This is a genomic window from Streptomyces sp. NPDC001880 (assembly GCF_053594575.1).
In genome coordinates, this window is sequence record NZ_JBSFET010000078.1 from 23168 (window position 1) to 29167 (window position 6000).

Annotated in this window: 3 protein-coding genes and 1 pseudogene; 1 reads left to right on the forward strand and 3 read right to left on the reverse strand. The window is 69.9% G+C overall.

Going from position 1 to position 6000, the window contains the following annotated elements:
• Window positions 1-16: 16 nt before the first annotated feature.
• Window positions 17-1393: a uracil-xanthine permease family protein gene (locus ACWCQ6_RS28645; protein ID WP_451094011.1), complete on the reverse strand. Its 1377-nt coding sequence runs from the start codon at window positions 1391-1393 to the stop codon at window positions 17-19.
• A 182-nt stretch (window positions 1394-1575) separates the two neighbouring features.
• Here ACWCQ6_RS28645 and ACWCQ6_RS28650 point away from each other — a divergent pair.
• Window positions 1576-2829, forward strand: a pseudogene (locus ACWCQ6_RS28650) (uracil-xanthine permease family protein); the annotation flags it as partial.
• Window positions 2830-3259: 430 nt separating this feature from the next.
• Here ACWCQ6_RS28650 and ACWCQ6_RS28655 read toward each other — a convergent pair.
• On the reverse strand, window positions 3260-4192 hold the full coding sequence (locus ACWCQ6_RS28655; protein ID WP_451094013.1) for a GNAT family N-acetyltransferase: 933 nt from the start codon (window positions 4190-4192) through the stop codon (window positions 3260-3262).
• A partial coding sequence (locus ACWCQ6_RS28660) for a peptidase C14 (protein WP_451094015.1) occupies window positions 4189-6000 on the reverse strand: 1812 nt, incomplete at its 5' end. The genes ACWCQ6_RS28655 and ACWCQ6_RS28660, both read right to left, overlap by 4 nt.

A 6000-nucleotide genomic window follows, 5' to 3' on the forward strand; every position in this document is an offset into this window, starting at 1 on the left:
GCGCGCGTTTTCCTCCTTACGCCTCTGAGTCGTCGTACCTCGTCGCGCCCCCGTCCAGCAGCGCTCCCTGCGGCGTGCCCGCAGCCTTGGAGAGCCAACGGAGGGAGTGGTAGCCGGTGAGCACCAGGAGGGTGCCGAGGGCGATGCCGCTGAGCTCGAAGTTGTCGGTGATCTTCAGCGATACGTCGCCGATGCCGACGATGACGCCGGCGGCGGCCGGAATCAGGTTGAGCGGCTGGCTGAAGTCAACCTTGTTGCGGACCCAGATCTGAGCGCCGAGCAGACCGATCATGCCGTAAAGGATGACAGTGATACCGCCCAGCACGCCGCCCGGGATGGCGACGACGAACGCACCGAACTTCGGGCAGAGACCGAACAGCAGGGCGAAGAACGCAGCACACATGTAGGCGGCGGTCGAGTAGACACGGGTGGCGGCCATGACACCGATGTTCTCGGCGTACGTAGTGGTGGCCGGGCCGCCGACGACCGTGGAGACCATGGTGGCCGCACCGTCCGCCGCGATGGCGGTACCGAGCTTGTCGTCCAGCGGGTCGCCGGTCATCTCACCGACTGCCTTGATGTGGCCGACGTTCTCGGCGACGAGGGCGATCAGGACGGGCAGGGCAACGACGATCGCGGACGCGCTGAAGGAAGGACCGTGCAGATCGGGGAAGCCGATCCAGTCGGCCTCCTTGACGGGGGTCAGGTCGAGGCGCCAGTGATCGACGACCTTGCCGCTGGCGTCAGCAGAATGGATCTTGCCCAGGGTGGCGTCGAGGATCCAGGAGAGCACGTAGCCGAAGGCCAGGCCCAAGAAGATCGCGATGCGCGACCAGAAACCGCGCAGCACCACCAGTGCCAGGCCGGTGAACAGCATCGTGGCGAGTGCGGTCCACTGGTCCTGCGGCCAGTAGGTGGCCGCGGTGACCGGGGCGAGGTTGAAGCCGATCAGCATCACGACAGCACCGGTGACCGCCGGCGGGAGCACCGCGTGGATGATCCTGGCGCCCAGGCGCTGAACCACGATGCCGACCGTGGTGAGAGCGAGGCCCACCACGAACAGCGCGCCGGTCACCTCGGCCGGTCCGCCTCCCTGACTGCCGATAACCGCGGCGACGCCGACGAAGGAGAGTGACGAGCCCAGGTAGCTGGGGACACGGCCTCGCGTGATCAGCAGGAAGAGCAGGGTGGCGACGCCCGACGCCATGAGGCCGAGGCTCGGATTCAGGCCCATGAGCACAGGGGCGACGAAACAGGCCCCGATCATCGACACGACGTGCTGGGCGCCGAGCCCGATCGTCCGGGTCCAGGTGAGCCGCTCATCCGGCCGGACGACCTCACCTGGTTTCAGGTGCCGACCATCCCCATGCAGCTTCCAGCCAAAACCCGCCATTTTGCACTCTCCGTTCGTGAACGTCCCGAAGGAAAGTACAAGACGTTCAGCTGATGACCTGCATTGACCCAGGCGCGTGGCCTACCCGTACAGCCGCCCGTACGCCTCCTTCGGGCCACTTTTCCGCTTCTCACGTCAAAACCGTGAGCAATCCGGGATACATCCAGTGATGTACATGGGTTGCGACATTCGTCGCTCCGGTGCTGATGGGACTGGACCCGAACCTGGCGATCATGATGTCGGGTGTCGCGACGGCCATCTTCCTGCTGGCCACGCGCGGCCAGGTGCCCAGCTACCTCGGCTGTTCGCTCTCCTTCGTCGGGGTCGCGGCGACGATCCGGGCGAGCGGCGGCAGCAGCGCCGTGGTCACCGGTGCGGTCTTCGCCGTCGGCGTGACGCTCTTCCTCGCCGGTCTCGCGGTGAAGCGGTTCGGCGCCCGGATCATCCACGCGGCCATGCCGCCGGTCGTCACAGGTGCCGTCGTCATGCTGATCGGTTTCAACCTGGCTCCGGTGACCGCGTCGACCTACTGGCCACAGGACCAGTGGACGGCGCTGCTGGTGATGCTGTTCACCGGATTGGCCGTAGTGTGCCTGCGCGGTTTCTTCTCGCGCATCGCGATCTTCCTCGGCCTGGTCTTCGGGTACGTGCTGTCCTGGGTTCTCGACCGGATCTTCGGCAAGATCCACTCCCCGGTCGGCGGCACCGAGGCCGTGGACCACTGGCGGCTCGACCTGTCGGGTGTCGCCGAGGCCGACTGGATCGGGCTGCCCTCCTTCCACGCGCCGAGCTTCGAGTGGTCGGCGATCCTGGTCGCCCTGCCGGTGGTCATCGCACTGATCGCCGAGAACGCCGGTCATGTGAAGGCCGTCGGCGAGATGACCGGCGCTTCGCTGGACGACAAGCTGGGCACCGCGATCGCCGCGGACGGCGCGGCGTCGATGCTGTCGACCGCGGTGGGCGGTCCGCCGAACACCACGTACTCGGAGAACATCGGCGTCATGGCCGCGACCCGTGTCTACTCCACCGCCGCGTACTGGGCCGCCGCCTGCTTCGCCCTGTTCTTCGGCCTCTGCCCCAAGTTCGGCGCGGTCGTCGCTGCCATCCCCGGCGGTGTGCTCGGCGGCATCACCGTCATCCTCTACGGCATGATCGGCCTCCTCGGCGCCCAGATCTGGCTGCACGCCAAGGTCGACCTGCGCAACCCGCTGAACCTGGTGCCCGCCGCCGCGGGCATCATCATCGGCGTCGGCGGGGTCAGCCTGAAGATCACCGACAACTTCGAGCTGAGCGGGATCGCGCTGGGCACCATCGTGGTGATCACCGGCTATCACGTGCTGCGCGCCTTCGCCCCGGCCCACCTCAAGACCCAGGAGCCGCTGCTGGACTCGGGCACCTCGGCCTACGACGAGCAGGCGTCGAAGCACGAGGCGTAGGGCCTGTCCGGCGGATGTCGAAGCACGAGGCGTAGGGCCTGTCCGGCGGATGGGGATCGGACCGGGCGCGGCGTCCGGTGCGGTGCATCGCAAGGCGCCGGAGCTTCCTGACAGCGGACTTGTCCGGGCGTTTCGGCAACGCCGCGAGGTAACGTGCCGGGCGCCGCGACCCGCGGCCCCGTACCGGAACGGCGGCCGGCCGCGCGCCCGGCACGGGTGTGTGTCGCGGCCGTTCGCCCGTTCCGATGACCCCGGGGTCCGTCGGCGCCGTCCGGGGCCCGAAAGGCGGCCTGGCCGGCGGCGCCGGGCTGTGGCGCTGCGTGATGTGCCGCTGCCGGCCGAGGAGTTCACAAAGCGGACGGACGCGGGGGCCGGGCCGGTGGGGCGCTGTCTGCTCGCACCGCATCGCTGACGGCGCCCCGCCCGGCCCTCAGAAGCAGTCGCCGTACCAGTGCACCGCGCCGGGTGCTGTGACCGTGGCCCGGACGGCGTCCGCGCGGGCGTGCAGCGGGCGGGCCATCCCCACGCGCTCCGTCACCTGCCGGGCGTCCGCCAGCAGGTACGGCAGCGCGGCCCGGACCTCCGGGTCGTCGGGGAGCCGGACCCGGGCCCGGTCCAGGCCCGCCGCCCGGCCCCGTTCGCCGACGGCGGCGAACAACGGGCCCAGGCTCCCGGGCGCGCCCGCGAATTCGCGCACCTCCACGCACTCCCCCTCGTGCTGGGCCACCATCCAGCCGACGAGCGCCCCCGACCCGGGGTCCTCGGCCACGAGTGACCGGTCGAGCGGGCCGTACCAGGCGGGCACCCGCACCGCCCAGTCCTCGGGCGCCCGCACCGAGCTGAGCGGCCTGTCCGCGTTGTACGCGTGGTGCAGCGCGGCCACCTCCGCGGCGTCCCGGGCGGTGGCCTCGCGAATCCGGAACTCCCCGGTCGCGGAAGGGGGCGTGAGCATCCCCTCGGTGCGCGTGCTCGCGAACTCCTGCCAGCCCGAGCCCCGGTAGACGCCCGGGGTCCCGGTGAACAGCAGTGACCAGTCGCACTGTTCGGCCCGCATGGTGTGCTCAGCCGCCTCCAGCAGCCGCCGCACCAGCCCCTGTCCCCGGGCCTCTGGGCGGGTGGCGACGCTGCCGATGCCGCCGACCCGTCGCGGGGTGCCGTGCGCGTCGCGGATCAGCCTCGGTACGTAGACGACGACGGCGTCGATCCCGTCCCCCTCGGCGTTCTGCGCGACGAAGGTGTGCCGGTGGCGGTCCGGGTCCAGGGCGTGCAGGCCGACGATCTGCGGGGCGTCGAAGCACTGCCGCCACAGGGCGGCCAGGGCCGGGTCGTCGGCCGCCGTCGCGGTGCGGATCACGGCGGTCACAGGATCAGGTTCCCGTCCGTGCGCACCTTGTCGCCGTTCGCGGGCATGGCGCCGCGCTTCGTCCCGTCCTCCACGCACGCGGTGTGCAGGACCGACTCCAGCGCGCCGGGGGCGAGGTGGAGCGTGCCGCCGGTGAAGCGGGCTCCGGTCGCCGCGTAGTGGTTGGTGCCCTCGTCGATGCGGACATGGGCGGTGTCCGCGCCGGAGGCGGCGCTGCTGAACGCGCCGAGGTCCCAGGTCACCCTTCCCGGACCGGCGACACGGCCGAGCAGTGCCCTGGCCTTGTTGCTGCCGGTGAGACGGGCGCCGCCGATGACGGTGATCCGCTGGTCGCGCACGGCACTGAGTTCGATACCTGTGTTGTCGAAGCTGCCGCCGTCGATGCGCAGATCCGCGGATCCGACCGAGAGCGGGGCCGCGTTCTCGGTGCCGGTGACGGTGCAGTCGGTGAAGTGGACGGGCCCCGCCCCGCGCAGGATCGCGCCGTCGACGCCCTTGAACGTGCAGCGCACGAAGTGCACCGGCGCGGTGACCGGGGTCTGGACGAGGACGGCGCCCGCGGGCGGCTCGAAGGAGCAGTCGCTCACGGTGGTCGGCCGGGTGGAGCGGGCCGAGCGCTGGGCGACGGCGAAGGTCTTCGCGGTGCAGCCTCGCACCTGGGCGCCGTCGGCGTTGACGGTGAGGGTTCCGGCCTGGTCGAAGGTGGGGCGCGCGATCACCGTGATGTCTTCGAGGGTCAGATCGGTGATCCTGGTGTTGGCGGTGAACCAGGAGCAGACATGTCTGCGCACGGTGATCCGCTTGGCGGAAATGCCCCACTGAGCACCGGAGTTGGCGATGTCCATCAGACCGGAGTTGCCGTCGAAGAGCAGGTCGTGCTCGTACTGCCCGTGCGTGGTGAAGGGATTGCCGCCCGCGTCGTCGCCGTCGCCGTGGCAGTTCACGACGGTGCAGTAGGCGGAGGCGGTGAGGTCGTTGAGGTGGCGCACATTGCTGGTCGTGCAGTCCGCGACCCGCCCGTAGAGGCAGTAGATCTGCTGGGTGAGATAGCCCGCGCCACCGTACTCGACGGTGGGCGGGTTCTTCAGCGAGCACTCCTCGGTGCGGAAGCGGGTGCACCAGCGGCGCATGATGACCGGCCAGAAGGTGCCGGTGGCATGGATCCCGGAGACGTCGCAGCCCACGGCGTACTCGAAGCTGACGGGGTGGGAGCCGGTGTACTCGTCGGGGCCGGCGCCCTCGAAGACCATGTTGCGGATGTGGGTGTTGCGGACCGGTTCGATACGGGTCCAGGTGAGTTCGCGGCCCTCGGCGAGTTCCCAGCCGTTGAGGTAGCCGATCCGGATGTGTCCCGCGTCGACGATCTCGGTGATCTCGACCAGCTTCTGCAGCTCGCGTTCGTCACCGCCGCCGCCGGCGACCGGGGCGACCTGCACGGACCACCACTGACCGACCTCGAACGCCTTGGCATCGGGGACCGGAAAGGTGTCGGTGAGCTCGATGACCTTGCCGGAGAGCGCGTGCCGGACGGTGGTGTCGGTGACGGTGCCGCGGAAGGAGAGGACGGCGCCGAAGGGGTTGTCGTGGGTGTTCTTCTCGATGCCTTCGGTGCGTATGCGGTGGCCGCCGAAGTCGAGTTCGATGTTCGAGCGGTTGAAGAGGTGGCGCTTGGTGAACAGGAGGTCGGTGTGGGCCTCGATGCGGTGGACGCCCGTGTCGGCGATCATGGCGTCGAGTGCGGCGTCGGCGGGGGTCTTCGCGTCGAAGTGGCCGAAGGTGCGGAAGTCGAGGGTTCCGTTGTGGAGCTG